This is a genomic window from Streptomyces sp. NPDC127197 (genome assembly GCF_042672405.1).
GTDB classification, from domain to species: domain Bacteria; phylum Actinomycetota; class Actinomycetes; order Streptomycetales; family Streptomycetaceae; genus Streptomyces; species Streptomyces flavusporus.
In genome coordinates, this window is sequence record NZ_JBHXVG010000049.1 from 17,105 (window position 1) to 41,319 (window position 24,215).

General features: G+C 70.6%; 18 protein-coding genes and 2 pseudogenes. 12 read left to right on the forward strand and 8 right to left on the reverse strand.

Features of this window, described 5'->3' with window-relative positions; all coding sequences use genetic code 11:
- Positions 1 to 156: 156 nt before the first annotated feature.
- Positions 157 to 1,593: a BTAD domain-containing putative transcriptional regulator gene (locus ACFVJQ_RS39810; RefSeq protein WP_385790683.1), complete on the forward strand. Its 1,437-nt coding sequence runs from the start codon at positions 157 to 159 to the stop codon at positions 1,591 to 1,593.
- A gap of 185 nt (positions 1,594 to 1,778) precedes the next feature.
- Positions 1,779 to 3,356 (forward strand): carbohydrate-binding protein, encoded by a 1,578-nt coding sequence (locus tag ACFVJQ_RS39815; protein ID WP_385790685.1) that lies wholly within the window; start codon positions 1,779 to 1,781, stop codon positions 3,354 to 3,356.
- Positions 3,357 to 3,466: 110 nt separating this feature from the next.
- Here ACFVJQ_RS39815 and ACFVJQ_RS39820 read toward each other — a convergent pair whose 3' ends face one another.
- A complete protein-coding gene (locus ACFVJQ_RS39820) occupies positions 3,467 to 4,651 on the reverse strand; it encodes an MFS transporter (protein WP_385790687.1) in 1,185 nt (394 codons plus the stop codon).
- Positions 4,652 to 4,724: 73 nt separating this feature from the next.
- Between ACFVJQ_RS39820 and ACFVJQ_RS39825 the strand changes: the two genes are divergently transcribed.
- The 3 genes from ACFVJQ_RS39825 to ACFVJQ_RS39835 are packed head-to-tail and all read left to right on the forward strand — an operon-like array spanning position 4,725 to position 7,163.
- Entirely contained in the window at positions 4,725 to 5,717 is a 993-nt protein-coding gene (locus ACFVJQ_RS39825; protein WP_385516614.1) for a winged helix-turn-helix domain-containing protein, read from the forward strand.
- A gap of 9 nt (positions 5,718 to 5,726) precedes the next feature.
- Positions 5,727 to 6,230, forward strand: coding sequence for a glutathione peroxidase (locus ACFVJQ_RS39830; RefSeq protein WP_385790689.1), 504 nt, complete (start codon positions 5,727 to 5,729; stop codon positions 6,228 to 6,230).
- 54 nt (positions 6,231 to 6,284) lie between these two features.
- Complete coding sequence (locus tag ACFVJQ_RS39835; protein WP_385790691.1) at positions 6,285 to 7,163, forward strand: MerR family transcriptional regulator; 879 nt, start codon at positions 6,285 to 6,287, stop codon at positions 7,161 to 7,163.
- Between the two features lie 107 nt (positions 7,164 to 7,270).
- Here the strand turns inward: ACFVJQ_RS39835 and ACFVJQ_RS39840 are convergent, their stop codons facing one another.
- From ACFVJQ_RS39840 to ACFVJQ_RS39850, 3 genes are all read right to left on the reverse strand, one after another.
- Positions 7,271 to 7,459 carry a DUF397 domain-containing protein gene (locus ACFVJQ_RS39840; RefSeq protein WP_385516619.1) on the reverse strand — a complete coding sequence of 63 codons (189 nt, stop codon included), beginning with the start codon at positions 7,457 to 7,459 and terminating at the stop codon, positions 7,271 to 7,273.
- A 184-nt stretch (positions 7,460 to 7,643) separates the two neighbouring features.
- Positions 7,644 to 8,501, reverse strand: coding sequence for a helix-turn-helix domain-containing protein (locus tag ACFVJQ_RS39845; RefSeq protein WP_385516621.1), 858 nt, complete (start codon positions 8,499 to 8,501; stop codon positions 7,644 to 7,646).
- A gap of 375 nt (positions 8,502 to 8,876) precedes the next feature.
- Positions 8,877 to 9,629, reverse strand: a complete 753-nt coding sequence (locus ACFVJQ_RS39850; RefSeq protein WP_224734706.1) for a GPP34 family phosphoprotein — start codon at positions 9,627 to 9,629, stop codon at positions 8,877 to 8,879.
- A gap of 225 nt (positions 9,630 to 9,854) precedes the next feature.
- On the opposite strand from ACFVJQ_RS39850, the gene ACFVJQ_RS39855 reads away from it, so the two are divergent.
- From ACFVJQ_RS39855 to ACFVJQ_RS39865, 3 genes are all read left to right on the forward strand, one after another.
- Positions 9,855 to 12,437, forward strand: a complete 2,583-nt coding sequence (locus ACFVJQ_RS39855; protein ID WP_385790694.1) for a D-alanyl-D-alanine carboxypeptidase — start codon at positions 9,855 to 9,857, stop codon at positions 12,435 to 12,437.
- Positions 12,438 to 12,636: 199 nt separating this feature from the next.
- Positions 12,637 to 14,472, forward strand: coding sequence for an MFS transporter (locus tag ACFVJQ_RS39860; RefSeq protein WP_385516625.1), 1,836 nt, complete (start codon positions 12,637 to 12,639; stop codon positions 14,470 to 14,472).
- Positions 14,473 to 14,565: 93 nt separating this feature from the next.
- Entirely contained in the window at positions 14,566 to 15,423 is an 858-nt protein-coding gene (locus ACFVJQ_RS39865) for a hypothetical protein (RefSeq protein ID WP_385790696.1), read from the forward strand.
- A 19-nt stretch (positions 15,424 to 15,442) separates the two neighbouring features.
- Here ACFVJQ_RS39865 and ACFVJQ_RS39870 read toward each other — a convergent pair whose 3' ends face one another.
- Positions 15,443 to 17,878 (reverse strand): SpoIIE family protein phosphatase, encoded by a 2,436-nt coding sequence (locus ACFVJQ_RS39870; RefSeq protein WP_385790698.1) that lies wholly within the window; start codon positions 17,876 to 17,878, stop codon positions 15,443 to 15,445.
- A gap of 315 nt (positions 17,879 to 18,193) precedes the next feature.
- On the opposite strand from ACFVJQ_RS39870, the gene ACFVJQ_RS39875 reads away from it, so the two are divergent.
- Positions 18,194 to 18,430 (forward strand): response regulator transcription factor, encoded by a 237-nt coding sequence (locus ACFVJQ_RS39875; protein ID WP_385516630.1) that lies wholly within the window; start codon positions 18,194 to 18,196, stop codon positions 18,428 to 18,430.
- A gap of 262 nt (positions 18,431 to 18,692) precedes the next feature.
- Here ACFVJQ_RS39875 and ACFVJQ_RS39880 read toward each other — a convergent pair whose 3' ends face one another.
- Entirely contained in the window at positions 18,693 to 19,262 is a 570-nt protein-coding gene (locus tag ACFVJQ_RS39880) for a GrpB family protein (protein ID WP_385790700.1), read from the reverse strand.
- Positions 19,263 to 19,678: 416 nt separating this feature from the next.
- Between ACFVJQ_RS39880 and ACFVJQ_RS39885 the strand changes: the two genes are divergently transcribed.
- Positions 19,679 to 19,903, forward strand: coding sequence for a hypothetical protein (locus ACFVJQ_RS39885; RefSeq protein ID WP_385790702.1), 225 nt, complete (start codon positions 19,679 to 19,681; stop codon positions 19,901 to 19,903).
- A 63-nt stretch (positions 19,904 to 19,966) separates the two neighbouring features.
- Positions 19,967 to 20,089 (forward strand): annotated as a pseudogene (locus ACFVJQ_RS39890) (IS110 family transposase); the annotation flags it as partial.
- 142 nt (positions 20,090 to 20,231) lie between these two features.
- Here the strand turns inward: ACFVJQ_RS39890 and ACFVJQ_RS39895 are convergent.
- Positions 20,232 to 22,328 carry a serine/threonine-protein kinase gene (locus tag ACFVJQ_RS39895; RefSeq protein WP_385790704.1) on the reverse strand — a complete coding sequence of 699 codons (2,097 nt, stop codon included), beginning with the start codon at positions 22,326 to 22,328 and terminating at the stop codon, positions 20,232 to 20,234.
- 415 nt (positions 22,329 to 22,743) lie between these two features.
- Here ACFVJQ_RS39895 and ACFVJQ_RS39900 point away from each other — a divergent pair.
- Positions 22,744 to 23,043: pseudogene (locus tag ACFVJQ_RS39900) on the forward strand (SDR family NAD(P)-dependent oxidoreductase); the annotation flags it as partial.
- A 430-nt stretch (positions 23,044 to 23,473) separates the two neighbouring features.
- Here ACFVJQ_RS39900 and ACFVJQ_RS39905 read toward each other — a convergent pair.
- Positions 23,474 to 24,215, reverse strand: a 742-nt coding sequence (locus ACFVJQ_RS39905) for a YncE family protein (protein ID WP_385790706.1), incomplete at its 5' end; no start/stop codon positions are given.

Sequence of the window (24,215 nt, forward strand, 5' to 3'; positions counted from 1 at the left end):
GCCCCGCGGTTGTCCGCGGGGCGCGATGGGCAGTTGCAAACCGTGGCGGCAGACGCTGCAATGCCGATGAAATTCTGATGATGCGCGGAGCGGGGCGGAGGCTTCGGAGTGGGCGGGGGATCTCCTCAACGGCTTCGGCTCGCGGTGCTCGGGCCCGTGCGGGCCTGGCGTGACGGCACACCCCTGGATCTGGGACCCGTCCGGCGCCAGGCGGTGCTGGCCGCACTGGCGCTGCGTCCGGGCCTGCTGGTGAGCCACGAGCAGCTGCTCGACGGGGTCTGGGGAGCCGAGCCGCCGAAGACCGGCCGCAGCGTACTGCCCAGCTATGTCTACGCGTTACGACAGACCCTCGACGCGCAGGGCACCCGTCCCGCCGATTCGGTGATCCGCGGGGAACGGGGCGGATACCGGCTCACCACCGACGGCGTCCGGTTGGATGTGGCGGACCTGGCCCAGCAGGTCGACGACGCTCAGCGCGCGAAGACGGCCGGCGATCCGGCCACCGCGATGGACCGGTTCTCCGGGGCGCTCGCCCTGTTCCGCGGCGAGCCGCTGGCCGGGCTGCCAGGTCCCTTCGCCGACGTCGAACGGCAACGGCTGTCGCAGCGGCTGCGCACGGTGCGAGTGGAGCGGCTCGAGTGCCTGGTGCTGCTCGGCCGCTTCGCCGATGCGCTGGACGACCTTGCCGCCCTGTCGGTGTCCAGTCCGTACGACGAGTCACTCACGGCCCTGCGCATGCGCGCCCTGTACGGCAGCGAACGTCAGGCGGAGGCGCTGACCGTCTATCAGGACATGTGCGAGCGCCTGCGCGAGGAGCTCGGGGTCGACCCTGGCGAGGAACTCCGCCGCGTGCACGAGGCGGTGCTGCGCCGGGACGACGTACGCCTGATCGGCAGGGTCGCCCGCCCTCGCCGTACGGTCAATGAACTGCCGGGCGACGCAGGATACTTGACCGGACGCGAGGCCGAACTTGCCCAGTTGGTCGCGCCGTCCGCGCCAGGGTCCGTGTCGATCGTGACGGTGGACGGTCCGGCCGGGGTCGGCAAGACCGCGCTCGTCGTACGGGCCGCCCGGGAGCTCAGCGCCCAGTACCCGGACGGCTGCCTGTTCGTGGACCTGCGCGCGCACAGCACCCAGCGGCGGCAGTCGCCGGAGCAGGCACTGCAACGGCTGCTGCGATCGCTCGGCGCGGCCACGGGCGAGTTGCCGAGCGACCTCGACGAACTCACCGCCGTCTGGCGCGCGGCAACCAGCCCGCTACGGCTGCTCCTTGTACTGGACGACGCCCTGGACGCCGACCAGATACGACCGCTGCTGCCCGCCGGAGCCGGAAGCCGGGTGCTGGTGGCCGGCCGCCGACGGCTGGCCGAACTGGACGCCGATCGACGCGTCACCCTGGAGCCGCTGGAGAGCGGGGATGCGGTGTCCCTGCTCATGCACATCATCGGAGAGGAACGCGCGAGCAGGGAGCCGGAGGCGACGCAGCAGCTGGTCGGGCTGTGCGACGGGCTGCCGCTGGCCCTGCGCATCGCCGGGTCACGGCTGCAGAACCGCCGCGCCGTGCTCGACGTGCGGGATCGCGAGGTCCGGTAGCCGCTGTGGTTCATGTCTGTGAATAAGGATCAAGTACGCGCATATTGACGCGTTCACGGCGGCCGCTTTAGCGTCCGAGAAAGCGCTTTCCCTCCGGTCGAATCACGTATTCGGCCGTCCAGTTCACTCACACCGTTTCACGTTCATGAACCTGACGGCACCCGCTGACCAACCAGGAGACAACGATGCAACGAAGAGCCGCCCTCACGTGCGTCAGCCTGCTGACCGGCACGCTCGTCGCACTCTCCGGCACCATGGCGCAGGCCGCGGCCACCCGGTACGAGGCCGAGAGCTCACCGTCCGTCTGCACCGGCACCATCGACTCCGACTGGGCCGGCTACTCGGGCAGCGGGTTCTGCAACGGCACCAACGCGGCCGGCGCCCACGCACAGTTCACCGTGAACGCGCCCGCCGCGGGCACCGCGACGCTGAGGGTCCGCTTCGCCAACGGGACCACCACCGCGCGCCCGGCCGGCCTGGTCGTCAACGGGTCCACGGTGCAGACCCCGTCATTCGAAGGCACGGGCGCCTGGTCGACCTGGGTCACCAAGACCCTGACCGTGTCACTGAACGCGGGCAGCAACACCGTCCGGCTCAACCCGACCACCGCCGCCGGTCTGCCGAACATCGACTACCTCGAGGTCGAGACGGGCGGCGACACCACCCCGCCGCCGACCGCCGACGCGCTGTACGTGGCGCCGAACGGCACCGACAGCGCGGCCGGAACCCAGACGTCCCCCACCACGCTCACCTCGGCGATCAGCCGCATCACCCCCGGCGGCACGATCTACCTGCGCGGCGGGACGTACAACCACTCGCAGACGATCACCATCCCGGCCGGCAACAACGGCACCTCCAGTGCCCGTACGAAGCTGTCCGCCTACCCCGGTGAGACCCCGGTCCTGAACTTCTCCGCCCAGAGCGAGTCCTCGTCCAACCGCGGGCTCGCCGTGAACGGGTCGTACTGGCATGTCTCCGGCATCGTCGTCGAGCGGGCCGGCGACAACGGGATCTTCGTCGGCGGCAGCAACAACGTTTTCGAGCGCACGGTGACCCGCTTCAACCGGGACACGGGACTGCAGCTCTCACGGATGGCCTCCACCACCCCGCGCGACCAGTGGCCGTCCAACAACCTCATCCTGAGCGCCGAGTCGCACGACAACGCCGACTCCGACGGCGAGGACGCCGACGGCTTCGCCGCGAAGCTCACCTCCGGCCCCGGGAACGTCTTCCGCTACGCCGTCGCCCACAACAACATCGACGACGGCTGGGACCTCTACACCTACGCCGACGAGGGCCCCATCGGCGCGGTGACCATCGAGGACTCCCTCGCCTACGAGAACGGCACCCTCAGCGACGGCTCCCAGGCCGGGAACGGCGACCGCAACGGCTACAAGCTCGGCGGCGAGGACGTCCCGGTCAACCACGTCGTCCGGCGCAGCATCGCCTACGACAACGGCAAGCACGGGTTCACCTACAACCGGAACCCCGGCACGATGACGGTCTCGAACAACGTCAGCATCGACAACACCGAGCGCAACTTCTCGTTCGACGCGGGCACTTCGGTGTTCCGCAGCAACACCTCGTGCCGCAGCGGCAGTGGGACGAACGACCGGATCGTCGGTGACGCGGACAGCTCGAACCAGTTCTGGTCCGGCTCGAACGGCTCCCGGTGCGCCTCGTACGCCGGTGCCCTGCGCTGGTCCTACGCGGCGGACGGCCGCCTGGTCGTGACGTTCGGCGGGAATCAGGTGACGCCGTAACTTCACCGGAACTCCTCTCGCGACCCGGCCGGCACCCCGAGGTGCCGGCCGGGTCAGTGGTTCGCGTCGGCGAGGATCCCGCCGTCCGTGCCGCGTGGCGCCGCCCCGCTTCACGCCTCCACGGATGCCGGCCGCGCCGCGGCCCTCCGCCAGCCCCAGGCCAGGCACCCCGTCACCGCGAGCGACGCGGCGGCCATCACCGTCATCCCCGTCGCCGGTGACGTCAGTTGGGCCACTGTGCCCGCCAACGCCGCGCTCACGCCCTGCATCGTGAGCATCCCGGCGGAGCGCAAACCGAGGGCGTGGCCCGCCATGTCGTCGGGGGTGAGGGACATCAGGCGCTCCTGCTGGACCAGGCTCGCGGCGAACCCGACGTTGGAGAGGCACACGGCCAAGGCGGCCAGGACCACCCCTGGCCGCAACACGAAGAGCAGATACGGCGTCGCCAGCAGCAGAAGCAGCGGGGTGGCCAGCCGGGGGCGCAGGATGGGCGGTACGAAACGGCCGACGATCACGTCACCGACGAACATGCCCAGCGCCCCGCACGCGAACAGCGCGCCGGCGGCGTGCGGGGCGTACGAGACGTAGAGGGAATCGCAGCCGACGACCAGGCCGTTGGGGATCCACAGGCCCAGGTAGGTGAGGCGGCGCGGGCGCGAGGACCACAGGAAGGCGTTCGTGCGCCACGTCGCCGCGACCGAGAGGCGGCCCGAGGAGCGTGGCGGGCGGGCGGTCAGGCCCAGGCGGTAGCCCAGGGCCGACGTGGCGTACAGCGTCGCCGCGAGGAGCAGACAGGTGCGCGGGGACAGGAGCGCCAGGAGCGCGCCGCCGGTCGCGAAACCGATGACCTGCATCAGCCCGGAGGCCATGTTGAACACCGAACGCCCCAGCACGAAACCGTCCTTGGGGAGGATCTCGTTCAGCAGCCCCCCGGTCACTCCCCCGCCCAGCGACGCGATCAGGCCCTGCACGAGGACGACGCCGAAGACCGCCCAGATCGGCAGTCCGGGCAGTGCCAGCACCGCCGTGAGGGCCGCGAAGGCGAGACCCATCCCGGCCAGCGTCGACCGAGGGCGCAGCCGGTCGGCGCCCGAGAGCAGGAAGGTCGCGCCCAGCACCTGCGCCAGCTGCGGCCCGAACATGCTCAGCGCCGACAGCAGCGGCGAGTCGGTGGCCCGGTAGACCAGCGTGGCGAGCGACAGACCACCGATCGTCAGGGCCGCGTTGTAGGCGGCGTAGGAGAGGAAGAAGGGGGTGAACTCCGGGGTGCGGAAGAGATCGCGGTAGCTGCGCATGCACGGGAGTCTCGGAGCGGCCGGGAGGCGGTCGTTATTGTTTCGCTCGTCGGCGAAACCTACGGGGGTGGTCATGGGCTGGTGGCAGCTCAACGCCGACACACTCGCCCGCAGCCGGTTCACCCTCTCCCCGTTCGCCGAGACCTTCGCGAGCCTGAAGCTGCTGCACGCCGGCACCGGCGCCCATCCCGGCGAGGAGGCCTGGCTGCGCGCCCACCTGCCCGGCTACCGCGCGCTCCTCGCGGCCGACCCGGTGACCGCGCAGCTCGTCCGCGCCGGGCTCGGCAAGTCCTGGATCGCCGACTTCCTCGCACCCCTCCCGTGCGACGGGGAGCCCCTTGAAGAGACACTGGCCCAGGTGCGTGCGACCGACCCCGCCGAGGCCCGCGCCAACCTCCGCGTCTCCCTCGCCGGCCCGCTCCCCGCCGCTCTGGAACGGGACGACCTGCCGGACCGGGCGGCCACGCTCCTGGAATACGTCTGGACTCAGACCGTACGGCCGTACTGGGACCGCCGACGCCGCGTTCTGGAGGCTGACGTGGTCGCCCGGACCGCGCAGGTGAGCCGGGGCGGCTGGGCGGCCGTACTGGACTCCCTGAAGCCGGGGCAGACGCGCTGGCTCGGCGACAACCGGCTCCAGGTGAACGTGCACGAGTACCCGCCCCGCGACATCTCCGGCGCCGAACTCGTCCTCGTGCCGGTCACACCGGGACACGGCTGGGTGTACTGGGAGATACCGAAGCGGTACGCCATCGTCTACGGCTGCACGGGCGCCCTCGCCGACCCCGGCGCCCGGCTCGTGCCCGCGAGCCTCGGCGCGCTGCTCGGCACCGCGCGGGCCGGGGTGCTCGTCCTGCTCGACTCACCCATGAGTACGAGCCAGTTGGTCGCCGTGACCGGACAAGGGCTCGGCTCGGTCGGGCGGCATCTGAAGGTGCTGCTGGACGCGGGGCTGGTGGAGCGGCGGCGGGCGGGACGGTCGGTGCTGTACTCGCGCACGGCGGCCGGGGAGGTGCTGGTGAAGGCGGCGGGACCGGGCCACGGGCCCGACACCTACCGGAGCTAGCATCCGCTTATGACTGCTGACACCAACGCATCCCCCCTCGATGTCGAGATCGGCGCCCTCCAGGGCGGTCCCGCGGGCCTCTCCCAGTACGCCGGCAAGGCCGTGCTCGTCGTGAACGTGGCCTCCAAGTGCGGCCTGACCCCGCAGTACACGGGTCTGGAGAAGCTCCAGGAGCAGTACGCGGACCGCGGCTTCACCGTGCTCGGAGTGCCCTGCAACCAGTTCCTCGGCCAGGAGCCCGGCACCGCCGAGGAGATCGCCGAGTTCTGCTCGGCGACGTACGGCGTGACCTTCCCGATGACCGAGAAGGTCGAGGTCAACGGGGACGGACGGCATCCGCTGTACGACCGCCTGGTCGGCTTCGCCGACGCCGAGGGGCACAGCGGGGACATCCGCTGGAACTTCGAGAAGTTCCTGATCGGCCGGGACGGCACGGTCGTCGCCCGCTTCTCGCCGCAGACCGAGCCGGAGGCGGCGGAAGTGGTGGCCGCCGTCGAGGCTCAGCTGGGTTGACCTTGCCCTTGGGGCAGGGGTGAGCGTCCTGTGTCACCGGGCGGAAGGCGCCCGGTGACGGAGGATGACGTGGTGGACCTTCACGACGAAGAACTGCTCACCATCGGGGCGTTCGCCGCGCGGGCCCGGCTGTCGGCCAAGGCGCTGCGGCTGTACGACCGCCTCGGGCTGCTGGCCCCGGCGCATGTCGACGAGGTCAGCGGCTACCGCTACTACCGCGCCGACCAGATCGAACGCGCCCGCCTCGTGGCGCTCCTGCGCCAGCTGGACATGCCGCTCGCGCGGATCGCCGAGGTCGTCGAGGCCCCGGACGGGGCCGCGGCTGCCGACCGGCTCGACGCGTACTGGGCGGACGTGGAGGCGCGGTTCGCGGGGCAGCGGACGCTCGCCGAGTACCTCCGTGGACGACTGTCGGGGAGGAGCTCCGAGATGTACGGAAAGTTCGTGGTCGAGACGGTGGACGTGCCCGAGCAGGTGCTGATCACCGAGACGCGGCATGTGCTGGCGGGCGAGCTGCCGACGTGGATCGGCGCGTCGCTGGGGCGTCTGGAGGAGGGGGCACGGGAGTGCGGCGGCATCACGGCGGCGCCGTTCGTCGTGTACCACTCCGACGTGTCGATGGAGAGTGACGGACCGGCCGAGTCGTGCGTGCCGGTGGCCGACGAGGCGGCGGCCCGGGCATGGGTCGAGAAGCAGGGCCGTACGCGGGAGACGAAGGTCCGTGTGGAGCCGGCCCAGCGGCTGGCGTACACCCGGATCACCAAGGCGCAGGTGGCCCATCCGCAGATCCTGGCCGCCTTCGAGGCGGTGGAGGAGTGGATCCCGAAGCAGGGGCTGTGGCAGGCCGGCCCGTGCCGGGAGGTGTACTTCGCGGACTGGGACACGGCGGGGGCCGAGGACCCGGTGTGCGATGTGGCGTTTCCGGTGAGGTGACGGAGGCTCTGCTGAGCAGGGCCTGGACAGGGCCGAGCCCCCTCGGCCGGGACGGCGGGCCAGTCGAGAGGGCTCTTTCTGTGGTGCGCGTGGGTGTTGAACGGGCGTTACTTGACCGACGCCACGAAGGCGTTCCACGCATCGGCGGGGAAGGCCAGAACGGGGCCTTCGGGGGTCTTGGAGTCCCGGACGGCGAGCGCCGACGGGGCAGGAGACTTGATCTCGACGCAAGCGCCGTTTCCGGTCGAGTACGAGGATTTGGTCCACTCGGGGGTGGCGCCCTGCTGAATTGCCATGGTTGCTCCGGTCTGGCAAGTTGACGAGTCGCCAACGTTGTTGATCGATGGCGTGATCGACGCTACTCGCCAACTTGCCCGCCTGAAGAAGCGATTCACTCGACCGGATGGCATATTCCAGAGGAGTCTTCCTTTCCGCCCGGCGAACGTGTACTCTCCGGCGCCCTTACTCGGGTGTTGAGCGTCAGCCCGCATACTCTTTCGCGACATCTGCAATGAACTGGCGCGATTGGTCCACGTTCAGGGCCTGCGCCCTGAGGTGTTCGTACATGACGCAGTACTTCTGGACATCGGCGGGCTTCTCCAGATAGAGATCGCTGGTGACACCCTCGATGTAGACGACGCTCGAGTCGCCCGCATCGGGGAACTCCAGGACCGCGTACTGGCCGTTGAGGCCGGGATGCGCCCCCACCGAGTACGGCATGACCTGAACGGTGATGTGCGGAAGCCGGGACATCTCGACCAGATGGTCCAGCTGTTCGCGCATCACCTGCCGGTTCCCGACGACGCGCCGCAGGGCGGCCTCGTCGAGCACCGCCCACAGGCGCAGCGGGTTCTCCTCGGCGCAGATGCGTTCCTGCCGCCGCAGGCGCACCTGGACGCGTTTTTCGACCTCGGCCTCCGAGGTCTCGGGCAGTGCGCCCTGGATGAGCGCCTCGGCGTACGGCCGCGTCTGCAACAGGCCGGAGATCACCTGCGGTTCGTAGACCCGCAGCGAGGCCGCGTCCGTCTCCAGACCGATGTAGACGCTGTACGGGATGTCCCCGAACGCGTGCCACCAGCCCTGCTGACGCGAGTCCTTGGCCATCTGCATCAGCGAGTCGACGATCCGGTGGTCCTCCACCTCGTAGACCCCGCACAGGTCACGGACGTCGCGCTGGCTGATGCTGCGCCGGCCGTTCTCCAGCCGGCTGATCTTCGACTGCGACACCAGCAGCCGCTCCGCCACTTCCTCGGCCGTCATGCCCTTGAGCTCGCGGAGCCTGCGCAGCTCCTGGCCCAGCCGGCGCCGCCTGACGGTGGGATTGACATTTGACGCCACGGGACGTGCACCTCCGGCTGCATGCCTCGAACTTTGCCACTTTGCGTGTCTGCTGCTGAGCAGACTGCCACCAAGGTGCTTCTTACCGCTGGGAAACAGCGGATATGCGGCGCGTACGCGTCAGTTCGCCCGCGCACATGCGACCGCGCGGGGCGGTGGAACCCGTCTGTCGTCCGGACGACGGGTCCCGCCACCCCGCGCGGACCGCTGCGGCTCCCGAACCGGGTCTGTGGGGCGTCTGTGGGGCCCTGTTCCATGGCTCGGCTGCGCGTGGCGGTGCGTGGTGCGGACGTGCTGCGTGCTGTCGTGCTGCGTGCGGTCGTGCTGCCCTGGTGGGTGTGGTGCGGTCGTGGTGCGGTGCCGTGGGACTGCGGCTCAGTGAGCCACGGCTCGCGCCATCGATCCGCGGCGTGGCTGCGCCGGGACACCGCGGGCGGGCTCCGCCGCGGGCCTGGCTCCGGCGGCCGCTCGGCCGGCCGGTGCCGCGCTGCGGCGTGGCTGGGCCGCCACGCCGTTCTGGACGTCCATCACGGCGTGCGCCACGAGACCGCCCATCGGGTCATGCCGGATCAGGTCCCGTAGCCGGGAACGGGACGAGCGGCCCTCGTTGCCCGGATACAGGTGCTTGCCGAGGCCGACCGCGTGGGCCAGTGCGGCGAGCGCCGCGGTCCGCGGGTCCGGCGGTACGCCGGTGCGGATCGCTGAATCCAGCCGGGCCCTGATCTCCCGGCTGATGGCGTTGTCCGTCGCCTGGTAACGAGTCGTCGGCAGCACCCCGCACATCTGGCCGGCCACGGCATGCACCATGCCGCACCGCTCCAGATGCGAGAGGTAGGTCTGGCGGAGCCCCAGTCGTGGCCCGCCGATCCAGTGAACTGCACGTACCGGAGCGCCGCGCCTGCGCAGCAACTCCAACGCGCAATCCAGCGTCGGATCTCCTGTCGGCCGTGGTACGACCACGGCGATACGATCCCCGTCTGGGGCTATCCGTCCGGCCAGCGCCAGCTCCACTAGCTGTGCTCCGGCCAGACCGAGGTCGAGCGACTGCGGCTGTGCAGTGGTACCCGTGGCCGGGTCCAGTGCCAGCAGCAGAAGCTCCTCCGGAAGTGTTCTGCGGCTCCTGCCCATCCATGCCTCCCCGCGTGGATGAATGACAGGGTGACCCCTCTCACATTGGTCTGTCGAGGGTGCGTGACCGGTTCGTAGTGGAACCAGTAGGTATGTCGTTCTCGTCTACCGCAGGGGTCAAGTCCGCACACAGGACACTGGTACATGGTTCGGACAGCGCTGTGGAACGGTGGCCCAGGCGGCTGTTCCACGGTTTCGGGTAGGCGCACGGGGTACGTGCGCCGCATGGAGGAGGCATCGGTGGCGGGCGAGTCCCCCGACAGGTCGAAGCAGCGCGAGTCGTCGGCAGAACCGACGTCGGGGAGCGCGGGTCCGGTTCCCGAGGCCAGGAAGGCCGCGGCGGCCGACCCTCGGCTCGCGGTGGCGCGGGAGTCCGCGTCGGGCGACGCGGGCGGTCGCGTGGATACGGCGACGCAGGTGCTCTCCGTGCGGGAGCTCTCCGAGGGTTCGGTGGAGGACGGTGACGCCGGTGACACCGGCGGCCCCGAGGAGCGGGACCGTGCCGAGGCGGCGGGCGACGAGCGGTTGCGTGCGGCTGTGGCCGCGTGGGTGACGGCCGCTCCCCCGGAGACGGACGAGGGCGCCCGGGAGAACGCCGACGGGAACGCCGAGCAGAACGGGGACGACGCGGCCGGGGAGGACGGCTCCGGGGCGGACTCCGACGGGGAGGCCTCTACGGAGGCACCTGAGGAGGCTTCAGCGGACGCGGCCGAAGAGGCAGCTGTGGACGCCGACGAGGCGACCGGCGCGGGGCCCGACCGGGAGGCGTCCACGGAGGCCGCCGAGGAGGCTTCTGCGGACACCGACGCGGAGCCCGAAGAGGAAACCGACGAGCAGGCGTCCACGGAAGCCGCTGAGGAGGCCTCTGCGGACGCGGCCGAGGAGACAGCCGAAGAGGCAGCTGTGGACGCCGACGAGGCGTCTACGGCGGCCGCTGAGGAGGCCTCAGCAGGCGCGGCCCAGGAGGCAGCCGAAGAGGCGGCTGCAGACGCCGACGAGGCGACCGACGCGGAGCCCGAAGAGGAAACCGACGAGCAGGCGTCCACGGAAGCCGCTGAGGAGGCCTCTGCGGACGCGGCCGAAGGAGCGGCTGCGCACGCGGACGAGGAGACGGCCGACGAAGCAGCTGCCGACGCCGGAGACTCCGACGCCACCCAAGAGGCCGACGGCGACGACGAGTCCCACCGTGACGGCGACGGCACCCCCAAGCCCGTGGACCAGCCCACCGCCGTCTTCCGGGCCGTACGACCCGCCAAGCCCGCCGTCGACCAGCCCACCACCATGCTGAAGCTGGGCGACGTCAAGAAGGCGCCGAAGGAGGGCGCTGAAGGGGCCGCCGAGAAGGCCGCCTCCGAGGCCGAAGCCGAGCGCACCAGTAAGTTCGTTGCGCTGAAGCCGCTGGACGATCCCGAGACGCGTAAGCCCCGTCCGGCCGAGGCCACCTCCGCGCTGCCCAGGGTTCCCGCGGACGCGACCGCTCCCGTGCCGCAGGTCGGGCCGGAGCGGACGACGCAGCAGCCGCTGCCGCCGAAGCCGCCGCTGGACCTGCTGGCGGAGCTGACGAACACGCCGCCGCCCCCGGAGACGGCGCTTCGGACGCTGGTGCGGCGGGTCAAGATCTGGACGCCGCTTGTACTGCTGCTGGTGATTGTGTTTGCGATCGTGCAGGCCATGCGGCCGTTGCCGACGCCCACGCTCGAGCTCACCGCCGAGGAGTCGTACACCTTCGACGGGAAGCAGGCCGAGCTGCCGTGGCCCGGCGAGGGCCAGGGCTGGATGGACGTCACCGGCATCGGCACGATGGGCAACTTCGGTGAGCAGAAGCCGGTTGCCATCGGCTCGGTCGCCAAGGCCATGACGGCGTACATCATCCTCAAGGAGCACCCGCTGAAGGCGGGCGAGGAGGGCCCGAACATCGAGGTCGATGCGACCGCCGAGAGGGAGGGCGGTTACGACCAGGCGGGCAACGAGTCCACGCTCAACACCGTCAAGGAGGGCGACCAGCTCACCGAGCGTCAGGCGCTCTCGGCCATCATGATCCCCTCCGCCAACAACATCGCACGGCTGGTGGCGCGTTGGGACGCCGGTTCCGAGGAGGCGTTCGTCAAGAAGATGAACGACACCGCCAAGGAACTCGGCATGAAGAACACGACGTACACCGACCCCTCCGGTCTGGAGGAGTCCACGGTCTCCACTGCCGAGGACCAGGTGAAGCTGGGCAACGAGCTGGTGCAGATGCCGGCGCTGGTGGAGATCACCAAGCTGCCCGAGTGGGTCGACCCGTCCGGTCAGAAGTGGCGCAACTGGAACACCCTCGTGCCGTACGACGGCGCCATCGGCATCAAGACCGGCACCACCACCGCGGCCGGCGGCAACCTGCTCTTCGCCGCCACCAAGGAGGTCGGCGGCGAGACGGTCACCGTCGTCGGCGCGATCCTCGGCCAGCACACGGCGCCGATCATCGACACCGTGAACGCGGTCAGCAAGACCGCGATGCTCGGCGCGCAGGACGCGCTGACCTCGGCGAAGATCCTGAAGAAGGGTGACGTCGTCGGGTATGTGGACGACCAGCTCGGCGGCCGTACGCCGGTCGTCGTGACCGAGGACGTCGCCGCGGTCGGCTGGGCGGGGCTGAAGGTGGAGCTGTCCTTCGCCTCCGACGACGTACCGCACACCGCGAAGGCCGGTACCAAGGTGGGCACGCTCACCGTGGGTGACGGCAGTGGTGGCGCGGTCGAGGTGCCGGTCGCCCTGCAGTCGGACCTTGCCGAGCCGGGCTTCACGGCCAAGCTGACCCGAATCGGCTGATTGCCGCAGTCCCGGCGCACCCCGTCGGCGAGGCCCTCCTCGGGGCGCTCGCCGGCGGGGTGCGTGCTAGCGTCACGAATCGGGACAGGGTGCCCGCGTGCCCAACGGGCGCGGAAACCCCCGGCCACAGGGCCGAGAACCGGCCGGGAACGGCACGTACGGCCGTGAACAGAAGACGGGACACGGGGAGTGCCAACAGGTGGCCACTGCGGAGCCGACACGCACCGACGACACCGGTCCGGGCCGGGGATCCGGCCCGCGAATACGCGTGCCCGCGGATCGGCCGGACGGGTCCGGCCGGCCCGGCCGCGGGAAGATGGCCGCCGCTCTGCGTGAGCGGCTGACCCGGCACCCCGTCCTCGTCGCCACCGGCCTCTCCGGAATCCTCCACGTCATCTGGTTCTTCACGTTCGCGAACAGTGGCGGCGACCTCGCGGCGCAGGACGCCTGGGCCGAGTTCGTCGGCCGGCATCCGGACTCGGCGTACAACCTCGCCTGGTACGGCGGTATGCACCCGGTCTCGTACAGCGTGGTGTCGCCGTATCTGATGTCGGTGCTCGGGGTGCGGACCACGATGATGATCGCGGGGACGCTGTCCGCGGGGCTGCTGACGCTGATACTGGTGCGCAGCCGGGCGGTCCGGCAGCCGATGTGGCCGGCGCTGGCGGGGGTGTACGCGCTGCTGTGCAACGCGGCGTCGGGGCGGGTGACGTTCGGGCTGGGCACGATGTTCGCGCTGGGCGCGGTGGCCGTCGTGTTCTGCTGGCCGTACCGCTGGCGCTACCGGCGGTGGGCGAAGGCGCTGTGCGCGGCGCCGCTGGCCGCGCTCGCCACCATGTCCTCACCGGTCGCCGGTCTGTTCGTGGGCCTGGTGGCGGTGGCGCTGTTCCTGCAGAAGCGGCGGCCGGGCGCCTGGGCGCTGGGGCTGGCGCCGAGCGCCGTGGTGGCGGTGTCCGCGTGGGCGTTCCCGTTCTCCGGCACCCAGCCGATGTCCTTCGGGTCGGCGTCCCTTCCGCTGCTCTACGCGGTCTTCGTCTTCCTCCTGGTCCCGCACGACTGGAAGACCGTGCGGATCACGGCCGCTGTGTACGCCCTCGCGGTGCTGCTGGTGTGGCTGATCAGCTCGCAGATCGGCTCGAACATCACACGGCTGGCGATGCTGTTCGCCGGGGTGGCGCTGCTGGCGGCGCTGCCGTTCACGGTGCCGCGCTCGCGCAAGTGGTACGCGATCGTGGTGGCGTTCGCCGGTTTCGTCGCCTGGATCGGCTTCAAGTCGGTCGACGATGTCGTCCACACGACTCCGACGGCGTCCTGGGCGCGCGAGCTGGCGCCGCTGGTCAACCAGCTCCAGGAGGCCGGCGCCGAGAAGGGCCGCGTCGAGGTGGTCCCGGCCCGCTCGCACCGTGAGGCCTCCGCCCTCGCCCCGTACGTCAACCTGGCCCGCGGCTGGAACCGCCAGGCCGACATGAAGCGCAACCCGCTCTTCTACGACGACACCCTCAACTCGGCGAACTACCACGAGTGGCTCAAGCGCTGGGCGGTGCGCTATGTCGTCCTGCCCAAGGACGACCCGGACGGTGACGGCGGTGAGCGGGAGCGCGAGCTGGTGCAGCGCGGGCTGCCGTATCTCAAGCAGATCTGGGGCGACGCCAACTGGCAGCTGTTCGCGGTCGACGACCCGACGCCGCTGGCCGATCCGCCGGCCACCGTCGAGCGGGCCGAGCAGGGCGAGATGACCCTCCGTGTGACAGAGCCGGGCCGGGTCCTGATCCGCGTCCCCTACTCCCCCTGGCTCAAGCTCGTCGACGCCGAGGGCAAGGGGGTCGAGGCGCCGCAGGAGACGGAGGCGTCCAAGGACCGCCCCGACGGCGCTCCGAAGACGTACCGCAACGTGAGCGGCTGTCTGATGGAGACGGAGGAGGACGCGGAGGGCGACAAGTGGACGGTGCTGCTCGCTCCGCGGGCCGGGACGTATCGGCTGGCCTCGCCCTACGACCTGCCGCGGGGGACGCCGTGCCCTCAGGAGCTGCGGTGACGCTCGGCGCAGCTCGACCTGCCTGACGGACTCCGGGCGAAGTCGGACGGAATGCCCCTCCCCATCTGACGTAACGTCAGCTAGACCGGACGCATGACAGACGACGCGGCACACACAGCCGACACCCGCAGCGACATGTACGCGGAACTGGCCGCCGTCGGCCCCTACGGAGCCGACCTCGGGCACGCCCTGATCACCATGGTCGAGCCGCACCCCGGCCGGGAGCGCGAGTACAACCGCTGGTACGAGGACGACCACTACATCGCCGGCGCGATGGCCATGCCCTGGATGTACGCAGGGCGCCGCTGGGTGGCCCCACGCGAACTGCAGCTCCTGCGCTACCCCGAGAAGTCCGCCATCGCGCAGCCGGTCACGGCGGGATGCTACATATCCGTCTACTGGATCACCGCGGGCCGCTACGCCGACCACATGCGGTGGACCGTCGGCATCAACAAGCGCCTCAACCGCGACCACCGCGTCTTCCAGGACCGCACCCACATCTTCACGGCCTTCCAGGACCACACCGCGACCGTCTACCGCGACGGCGACCACGGCCCGCGTGACATCCACGCCCTCGACCACCCCTACGCCGGGCTCGTCGTCCAGGTCATCGACGCCGGCTCCCCCGGCAGGCGCGAGGAACTGCTCGCCTGGCTGCGCGACGACCACCTCCCGAAACGGCTGGCGGGCTCCCCCGCGGCCCTCGTCACCGTCTTCACGCCGACGCCCCTGCCCCTGGACCGGATGACCTACGTCAAGCAGGTCGAGGGCGTCGGGACCCGACTGACCCTGCTCTGGTTCCTCCAGCACGACCCACGCGAGGCCTGGCGGGACCACTTCACGGACCTGGACACGGCAGTCGCCGCCTCGGGGCTGGGCGACGTCACGTTCGTCGCACCCTTCATCCCCACCATCCCGGGGACGGACCGCTACGTGGACGAGCTGCGGTGAACTCTTCGGGGGCGGGCACTCAGCTCCCGGTCAGGGACTGCTCGGCCCAGATGGTCTTGCCGGCCGGGGCGTGCCGGGTGCCCCAGCGGCGGGCGAGCTGGGCGACCAGCAGCAGGCCGCGCCCGCCCTCGTCGAAGATCCGGGCACGCCGCATGTGCGGGGTGGTGCTGCTCGAGTCGGAGACTTCGCAGATCAGAGTGTTGCTCTCGTGAATCAGCCGGAGCTGGATGGGCGGCCGGCCGTAGCGGATGGCATTGGTGACGAGTTCGCTGACCATCAGTTCGGTGACGAAGGCGGCGTCGGTGAGTCCCCAGTCCGCCAGCTTGCCGGTGGCCAGCTGCCGGGCCCGGGCGACGTCGGAGGGGTCGCAGGCCAGGTCCCAGGCGGCGACCCGGTCGGGGTCGAGGGCCCGGGTGCGGGCGATGAGCAGGGCGATGTCGTCGTCCGGGCGGTGGGTCAGCAGGGCCGTGAGTACCCGGTCGCAGACCGACTCCGGTGTCTGGGCGGGGCGGGCGAGGGCGGCGAACATCTTGTCCAGGGCCTCGTCGATGTCGCGCTCGCGGGCTTCGAGCAGACCGTCGGTGTACAGGGCGAGGAGGCTGCCTTCGGGCAGTTCGGTCTCGCTGGTCTCGAACGGCAGGCCGCCCAGGCCCAGCGGCGGGCCGGGCGGGACGTCGAGGAGGTACACGGCGCCGTCCGGGGTGACCACGGCGGGCGGGGGGTGGCCGGCCCGGGCGAGGGTGCAGCGGCGGGAGACCGGATCGTAGACGGCGTACAGGCAGGTGGTGCCGATGCCCCCGGCGGTCTCGGCGGCGCCGCCCGTGACGGCCTCGTCGGTGGACAGGCGGATGACGAGGTCGTCGAGGTGGGTGAGCAGCTCGTCGGGCGGCAGGTCGACGTCGGCCAGGGTGCGCACCGCGGTGCACAGCCGGCCCATGGTGGCTGAGGCGCGGATGCCGTGGCCGACCACATCGCCCACCACGAGGGCCACCCGCGCGCCGGACAGCGGGATCACGTCGAACCAGTCGCCGCCCACACCGGCCCGGCTGCCGGCGGGCAGGTAGCGGGAGGCGATCTCGAGGGCCGCCTGGTCGGGCAGTGTCTGCGGGAGCAGGCTGCGCTGCAGGGTCATCGTGGTGGTGCGATCGCGGACGGGCCGGCGGGCGTTGTGGATGCCGACGGCCGCCCGGGCCGTGAGCTGCTCGGCAAGCCACAGGTCCTCCGGTGTGAAGGGCTCCGGGCTCCGGTGACGGCCGAAGAGGGCCACGCCGACCGTGGTGTCCTGTGAGCGCATCGGCACCACCATCAGTGAGTGTGTCCCCACCTCGCGGATCCGGGCGGCCTGGGGGTCCTCGCCCGCCCACCGGGCGACGGCGAAGTCGGCCGTCGCGTACAGGGCGCCACGGCCCTGGGCCAGGCATTCGGCCACGGGTGACGGTGCCGGGTAGGCGGTCGTCTCGCCCGCCCCGGCCACGGACTCGGGGTGCTCGTCGAGGACCGACTGCACCGCGGTGCGGCGCAGGGTGACGGCCCCGGCCAGCAGGGCGGAGGGCAGCTCGTCGCCGCTCCCGGGGATGTCGAGCAGGTCGACGACGGTGAAGTCGGCGAGGCGGGGGACGGCGGCGTCGGCCAGTTCCTGTGCGGTGCGTGCGATGTCCGAGGTGGTGCCGATGCGGGCGCCGACGTCCTTCAGCAGGAGCGTGTGCTGCCGGGCGGGCGGTTCCTGCGCCCTGTGGTGCGCCGCCAGGCATACGGCGCGCACCCGGCCGTCCAGGTCTTTTATCGGGGTCAGCGAGGTCGGCCGACCGTGCTGCGGGCCTGGCGGCGTCGCGGGGCGGATGTCGGCCTGCAGGTACTGCGCCTCGCCGGTTTCGAAGGCCAGGCGCATCCTCCTGTCGGCCTCCTCGCTCGGGGGATGCGGTGCGATCTCCGGCAGCCGCAGCCCGCGCATCTCGGTCTCCGTGAAGCCGAGCGCGCGCTCCATGGCGGTGTTCGCCCGCACCAGTCGCAGATCCGTGTCGAAGACCGCCAGGCCGCAGGGGGACTGGGTGAACACCCATTCCGCCAGAGCCTTTTCGCCGGGTGTGCCGGGCCGGCCCGCCACGGCGGACACCACGAGCCACTCGTCGGCCTGCCCGCCGGGCGTGCGCCGGTTGGCGAGCAGTCGCAGCCGAAGCCGGCTGCCGTCGCGGTGCCGCACCGCCACGCTGCCGCTCCACCTGTCCCGCCCGGGCACATCCCACCGCGTGCGCTCGTCGGGGGCGTCGGCGAGCAGATGGGCGACGGGGCGCCCCACGACCTGCGGGGGCTCGTAGCCGAGCAGCCGCCGCGCCCCCTCGCTCCAGCCCGTCACGATGCCCTGCGCATCGACGGTGGCCGCGGCCGTGTACGCCGACTCGCCGAAGTCGTCCGCCCTGTCGGGCCGCTCACCAGGAGGGGTGGGAAGTCGCTCCATCGCCGCTCATCTCGTCCTCGCTAGATCCTTTCCCCGCAGTCCCACGGGAACCTGCACGGCCAGGGCCCCACTGACAAGCATGATCCTGCGAGGCACGCAGCACCAACGCAACGCCGGTCGGGGCGCCGCCCTGCCCCGGCCGCCCCGGCCGGGCGGCCCGGAAAAATCTCAGAAAGTGCAGACGGCGTGGAACCGCATCCCGAGCCCTCCGCGTGAAGTACGGCAATAGCTACATCTCGGTACATATCAGACGCTTTCGAGAGCGTGCGCAGTGATGACCGAGCCGATCCGCCGGAGGAAAGTCCCAGTAATCCCATGAGTTCCACACCCACGCCGTACAACGAAGCCCTCGCACCCGCTCAGCCCCGGCTGGCCCCGCGTGAGCAGGAGGTTCTGCGGCACATCGCCGCAGGGCACACCTACGCTCAAACGGCCCGCCGCATGGGGCTTTCCCAGCACACGGTCGACGCCTATCTGCGCCGCATCCGGACCAAGCTCGGCATCACCAGCACGGCAGAACTCACGCGGCTGGCCATCACCCTCGAGCTGTGACAGTGACGCCCGGGCGGCCTATGGGATGGCCCCGCAGGCACCGGCGGAACGGCGGTGCCTGCGGTGCCGCCAACAGCGGCGCACAACCGCAACCGACGGAGGTCACCCGCTCACCCCGTGATCAGGCCATGACCAGGGCAGACACGGCCTGAGGGACACGAGCTCCTTCACACGCGAACCCGTAGCCCCCGCCCGACGGGCCGCCAGCAGCCGGCGCAGGGCCCTTGCGCGTTGCCGCGCTGCTGTCGGGCGGTTGGGCGTGTCAGGCTTCGTGACCTGCTCGCCCGAGGATCTCCTCCACCATCTCCGTCTTGGCGTCGGCGTAGTTCTGCATGTACTGCCAGGACTGCCTGGACAGGGATCGCTTGGTACGGGCGTACAGCTCGCGGTCACCGCTGTGCGTGCGCAGCCGGTCGCGGAAGCGCAGCATGCGCCCGACCTCGTGACAGCCGGTCGACAGCACGTGCAGATTGGCCGACCCAGCGCTGGGCGCGAGACCGTGCCGGCGCAGGACGCGGTGCTCGTACCACTCGGGTTCCCGGATGACGAGCTGGAACCCGAGGCCCTCCAGGGGCGGCACATAGGCCGCCTCGTCCGCGGAGTCGGGGACGATCAGCAGCATGTCGATGACAGGCTTGGCGGGAAGCCCCGGCACCGACGTGGAGCCGACGTGCTCGATCCGGTGCTCGACATGTCCGAGCCGGTCGCGGATGCGCTCGGCTTCCCGCTCGAACACCTGCGGCCACTGCGGGTCGTACTCCACCAAGGTGACCTGGCCGCTGAGCTTGCGGGCCTCACCGAGGTGGGCCGCCTCGATCTCAGCAGCGGTCATGGGCACGCGCGGAATCCCTGGGGCCTGACGTTCCTCTTCTGGCATGAGGAAGACTCCATTCCTTGGCATCACGTCACTGTCGAAGGCCACGATCAAGGCGATGGGGCACCTTGCCGCAGCCCAAAGAGTTCGCCATGCGTTCCTGGTACCCCCTCGACACTGTGGCTTCTTTGCTGGGCCGACACCATCGGGCAGCCGAGGACGGCTGGCGATGCACTCATGCCGACCACGACCGCCGACGTTAAGGGCCTGGAAGGGACCTACAGGGCGGGGGAAGAGGAGAAGACCTACAGAAAATCCCAAATGTTATGGAATGTCCCAATACTGCGACAGGTCCCCCATGGCCGTTGACCCCATCATGGCCGACCTTCCACGCTGGTGGGTAAGCAGCCCATCCACCCCCAAAGGAGATCATCATGGCGACAAGCAGCCGGAGGCGCCTCCGACACCTCGCCGGCGCGTCCTGCGCTGCTGCGCTGCTCGCCGGAACGGTGGGCGTGGCGAGCGCCGAGGCGGCGCCTCAGACAACGAAGGCCACGGCGGAGTCGTTGAGCGCGGCACCATACGAGACCTGCACGGGTTACCACTACGACGAGAACTACATGCGCATCTGGGAGCCGCCGGGCTGCACCCCGCCATGAAGTGAGGCAACCACCACTGACCTCGCGTTTTCACCAGACCTGGTGTTGTCGCCGACCAGTGGCCTACTGGCGCACCTCTTGCGCACCGGCATCGCCGAACACCGGCCCCTTCCCACGGACAGCGAACTGGCCCAGGCCATCACCGTCCTGGCCTGTGTCCGGCAAGACGCCGTGTGGGACCGCCGCTGAGCAGGCCATCGGGCAAAGATCGCGCCAGCGCCTGCGCGGGTCAATCGCGCTTCCAGGAGAGACGTTTCCTTTCCGGGCGGATGGCCATGCTGCTGGTCCGCCGAATCGACCGGGCGCAGTCCTGACTTTTAGACGTCCTCTAGATTGTGATCGCCGACACCGAACCCGAGCTGAAGTTGGCCACATAGACCCGGCTTCCATCCAGGGACACCGTCACCCCTGCCGGGCCGGATTCCACGGGGATGGGGCGACCTACCCTGCGGTTCGTCTCGGTGTTGATCACCGACACCCAGGCCGAGCCGTAGCTGGTCACGTAGACCCAGCGCCCATCCTTCGGAGACACCGCCACCCCTGCCGGGCCGGGGTCGACGGGGATGGGGCGACCTACCCTGCGGTTCGTCTCGGTGTTGATCACCGACACCGAGGGCGAGTCCAAGCTGGTCACGTAGACCCGGCTCCCATCCGGGGACACCGCCACCCCTGCCGGGCCGGAGTCGACGGGGATGGGGTTGCCCAGGGGGCGGTTCGTCTTGGCGTTGATCACCGACACCGAATCCGATCCCATGTTGGTCACGTAGACCCGGCTCCCATCCTCCGGAGACACCACCACCCCCTTCGGGGAGTCGCCGACGCGGATGGGGTTGCCCAGGGGGCGGTTCGTCTCGGTGTTGATCACCGACACCGAATCCGAGCCGGAGTTGGTCACGTAGACCCGGCTCCCATCCGGGGACACCGCCACCCCCTCCGGGCGGTCGCCGACGCGGATGGGATTGCCCAGGGGGCGGTTCGTCTCGGTGTTGATCACCGACACCGAATCCGATCCCATGTTGGTCACGTAGACCCGCCTCCCATCCTCCGGAGACACCACCACCCCCTTCGGGAGGTCGCCGACGCGGATGTGGTTGCCCAGGGGGCGGTTCGTCGCGGTGTCGATCACCGACACCGAATCCGAGCCGGAGTTGGTCACGTAGGCCCAGCGCCCATCCGGGGACACCGCCACCCCCTCCGGGCGGTCGCCGACGCGGATGGGGGACACGGATGTCGGTGCGGGGGGTTCAGGATCCGAGGGGAGGGACTGCGCCAGGTAGATGCCGACGCCCCCCGCGGCCAGCGCCACCGCCACCACCCCCGCAATGAGCCTGGCCCGTCGGCTTCTGGGCCACGGCAGGCGACGCCGCGGCCGGGCCTCGTCACCTTTGTGCGGCGGCGGTTCCAGGGGCGGGCCGGTCGGTTTCTCCGGCTCGGTCGGCAGCGTGATCTCGGTCGGCGGGGCCGATTCCTGAGCGCGCGGCGGCTTCGAGGCGGGGGGCCGCTCGGGCTGCGGCATCTCCGGTGGGAGAGCGGGTGGCTGCGAAGGGGAAGGGCGGGGCTGGGCGGCGATGGGGGTGAGCAGCTGGGCGGCCTCGTCGCCGCCCATCCGCTGCGCGGGATCCTTGACCAGCAGCCCGAGGATGACCGGGGCCAGTTCCGCCGCCCGGCGCGGCGGGGCGGGAGACTCGAACTGCAGGGCGTTCATCATGGCGCAGGGAGAGTCGCGGTCGAAGGGGCCGGTCCCCTCGAGCGCGAAATACAGAGTGCCGCCGAGTGAGAACAGGTCGCAGGCCGGGGTGGGCATCTCGCCGCCGAACCGTTCCGGGGCCATGAAACGCAGGGTCCCGATGATCTCCGCGGGGGCGGTCAGACGCGGCTCGCCGGAGCTTGGCTCCAGCGCGATGCCGTAGTCGGTCAGCAGCACCCGGCCGCACTCCGCAGGGTGGGAGGATTGCGGGCCCGGCTGGGTCAGCAGGACGTTGGCCGGTTTGACGTCCCGGTGCAGGACGCCGAGCCGGTGGCCCTCCTGCAGGGCGTCCAGGATCGCCAGCCCGATCCGGGCGACGTCGGTGGGCAGCAGCGGCCCTCGCTCGTGCACCACCTCCTCCAGGTCCGTGGCGCCGGGGACGTACGCCATGACGATCCACGGCAGGCCGCCCTCCTCGACGATGTCGTGCACGGTGACGACATGGGGGTGGTCGACCAGCCGGGCGAGGTGCTTCGCCTCGCCGCGGGCCCTCGCGATCCGGGCGCCCACCTCTGATTCCGGGAGGTTCGGCGGCAGGATGATCTCCTTGAGCGCGACCTCGCGCGCCAGTTCCGGGTCATAGGCGAGCCACACCCGACCCCAGCCGCCGGCGCCGAGCCGACGCAGGAGCCGGTAGCGACCGGCGATCACGCGCCCGCCCTCGTACGCTCCCGTCATGACGCTCCCTCTTCCGGGACGGCCCCACAGGGGTCCCCGGCGAGCGTTGAAAGGCTCCTCTCTTCAGGTATTTCATATCGCCTGAAGAGCAGCAAGTCACTCATAACTGGTGTATCCCACGCATATTCCGTGCGGCGGTGTCCGGATCAGGAGAAAGCGCAAGCCGGATGCATGGCATCGCCGCCGTCGCCAGGGATTGCCTCTGATTGCCTCCGATTGCCTCTGCAACCCGCCCTAGCAGGTCACAGCCGCTTCGACTCCCGTAAGCCCAGGTCGGAGAGGTGCAGCGGATTTACCGGCGGTGATAGGCGCACTCGCGGCCGAGCTCGCTGTGGGCATCCGTGGCGTTCCCCTTTCCTCGCGCCCTCATACTCTGACGCTCCGTCAGATAATGCGTCAGAGCCGGGAGTCTGCGATGTCACTGCTCAAGGGAAAGACCGTGGTCGTCTCGGGGGTCGGCGCCGGACTGGGTCACCAGGTCGCGGCGGCGGTCGTACGGGACGGCGGGAATGCGGTGCTGGGTGCGCGGACGGAGGCGAACCTCGCCAAGAGCGCGGCCGCGATCGATCCGGGCGGGGCGCACACGGCGTACCGGTCGACGGACATCACCGACGAGGGGCAGTGCGAGGAGCCGGCCGGGCTGGCGCGGGAGCGGTTCGGCGGGATCGACGCGGTCGTCCATGTCGCCGCCCGGGACAGCCACTTCGGCGGGCTGGGAGCACTGACGACCCTCGGGCCGTGACAGTGACGCCACCTACAGGGCGGGGGAAGGGGGAAGGCCTACGGAAAATCCTCAATGTCATGGAATGTCCCGATACTGCGACAAGTCCCCCATGGCCGTTGACGCCCTCATGACCGGCCTTCCACGCTGATGAGTAAGCCACCCATCCACCCCCAAAGGAGATCATCATGGCGACAAGCACCCGAAGGCGCATCCGACACCTCGTCGGCGCGTCCTGCGCTGCTGCGCTGCTCGCCGGAACGGTGGGCGTGGCGAGCGCCGAGGCAGTGCCTCAGACAACGAAGGTCACGACGGGATCGTCGAGCGCGGTATCGAACGTGCCCTGCACAGGCTACGACGAGGGTGTCTGGCACCCGCCGGGCTGCACCCCGTCATGATGTGAGGCAAGGCAACCGCCACTGGCCTAGGTCCGACTGCGCCCGTCAAGACGCCATGTGGGACCGCCGCCGAGCATGCCACCGGACAAAGATCGCGCCATCGCCTGCAGGTCAGCCGTGCTTCCGGGAGAGAAGTTTCCTGGTCCCGCCGAATCGGCCGGGCGCAGTGCTGAGGTGTCGGACGTCTTCTGGTCCATGATCACCGACACCGAGTCCGAGCCGGCGTTGGTCACGTAGGCCCAGCGCCCGTCCGGGGACACCGCCACCCCCAGCGGGCTCTTGCCTACGGGGATGTGCTCCACCGTGCTGCTCGTCGCGGTGTCGATCACCGACACCGAGCCCGAGCTGTAGTTGGTCACGTAGGCCCGGTTCCCGTCCCGGGACAGCGCCACCTCCCGCGGGTCCTTGCGGACGGGGATGTGGTCCACCGTGCGGGTCGCGGTGTCGATCACCGACACCGAGTTCGAGCCGTTGTTGGTCACGTAGGCCCGGTTCCCGTCCCGGGACAGCGCCACCCCCAGCGGGCTCTTGCCGACGGGGATGCGGTAGTCCACCTTGCGGGTCGCGGTGTCGATCACCGACACCGAGTCCGAGCCGGCGTTGGTCACGTAGGCCCGGTTCCCGTCCCCGGACACCGCCACCCCCACCGGGCTCTTGCCGACGGGGATGTCGTCCACCTTGCGGGTCGCGGTGTCGATCACCGACACCGAGTCCGAGCCGGCGTTGGTCACGTAGGCCCGGTTCCCGTCCCCGGACACCGCCACCCCC

Bases quoted from the DNA above. Each gene is read 5' to 3' on its own strand.
- ACFVJQ_RS39815 (WP_385790685.1), top strand. From the start codon at position 1,779: ATGCAACGAAGAGCCGCCCTCACGTGCGTCAGCCTGCTGACCGGCACG.
- ACFVJQ_RS39820 (WP_385790687.1), bottom strand. From the start codon at position 4,651: ATGCGCAGCTACCGCGATCTCTTCCGCACCCCGGAGTTCACCCCCTTC.
- ACFVJQ_RS39825 (WP_385516614.1), top strand. From the start codon at position 4,725: ATGGGCTGGTGGCAGCTCAACGCCGACACACTCGCCCGCAGCCGGTTC.
- ACFVJQ_RS39830 (WP_385790689.1), top strand. From the start codon at position 5,727: ATGACTGCTGACACCAACGCATCCCCCCTCGATGTCGAGATCGGCGCC.
- ACFVJQ_RS39840 (WP_385516619.1), bottom strand. From the start codon at position 7,459: ATGGCAATTCAGCAGGGCGCCACCCCCGAGTGGACCAAATCCTCGTAC.
- ACFVJQ_RS39850 (WP_224734706.1), bottom strand. From the start codon at position 9,629: ATGGGCAGGAGCCGCAGAACACTTCCGGAGGAGCTTCTGCTGCTGGCA.
- ACFVJQ_RS39855 (WP_385790694.1), top strand. From the start codon at position 9,855: ATGGAGGAGGCATCGGTGGCGGGCGAGTCCCCCGACAGGTCGAAGCAG.
- ACFVJQ_RS39865 (WP_385790696.1), top strand. From the start codon at position 14,566: ATGACAGACGACGCGGCACACACAGCCGACACCCGCAGCGACATGTAC.
- ACFVJQ_RS39870 (WP_385790698.1), bottom strand. From the start codon at position 17,878: ATGGAGCGACTTCCCACCCCTCCTGGTGAGCGGCCCGACAGGGCGGAC.
- ACFVJQ_RS39875 (WP_385516630.1), top strand. From the start codon at position 18,194: ATGAGTTCCACACCCACGCCGTACAACGAAGCCCTCGCACCCGCTCAG.
- ACFVJQ_RS39880 (WP_385790700.1), bottom strand. From the start codon at position 19,262: ATGACCGCTGCTGAGATCGAGGCGGCCCACCTCGGTGAGGCCCGCAAG.
- ACFVJQ_RS39885 (WP_385790702.1), top strand. From the start codon at position 19,679: ATGGCGACAAGCAGCCGGAGGCGCCTCCGACACCTCGCCGGCGCGTCC.
- ACFVJQ_RS39895 (WP_385790704.1), bottom strand. From the start codon at position 22,328: ATGACGGGAGCGTACGAGGGCGGGCGCGTGATCGCCGGTCGCTACCGG.